We start from the raw sequence: 466 nt of genomic DNA on the forward strand, positions 1-466 counted from the left end.
GCTGACACCCAGCCGCGCCTGCGCCACGTAGTTGCGGTAAGGCACCGCAGCGCCCAGCGAGGCTTCGCGCCCTTGCAGGCAGGCGAGCATTTCGTGCTGCACCACGTCCAGCGCGGTGTGATCCATCACGACATGGTGGAACAGCAACATCGCGACCACCCGATCGTGAGCCGGATCACGGGCATACACCAGCCGCAGCAACGGTGCCTGACTGATGTCGAGGCGGTAATGACGGGCATCGAAACGCCCGTGCAATTGCTCGAGGATGTCGCCCTGTGCAGGGTCGAGCACGATTTCCTGCACCGCCAGTCCGGCGTGACGCCACACCACCTGCATCGGCGCGGCCAGTTCCTGCCAGATCACCGCCGTGCGCAGGATGTCATGGCGGGCAATGACCTGACGCAGCGCCGCCGCGAACGCTTCCACACGTTCGACGCTGTCGAAGGCCAGCCGCGATTGCAGCAGG

At 65.7% G+C, this 466-nt stretch carries 1 protein-coding gene; it reads right to left on the reverse strand.

Annotated features, from left to right (window positions below):
* A partial coding sequence (locus tag OQ248_RS28995; protein WP_265815204.1) for a condensation domain-containing protein occupies nt 1-466 on the reverse strand: 466 nt, incomplete at both ends.

It is taken from the genome of Pseudomonas sp. COW5 (genome assembly GCF_026240005.1).
GTDB classification, from domain to species: Bacteria; Pseudomonadota; Gammaproteobacteria; order Pseudomonadales; family Pseudomonadaceae; genus Aquipseudomonas; species Aquipseudomonas kribbensis.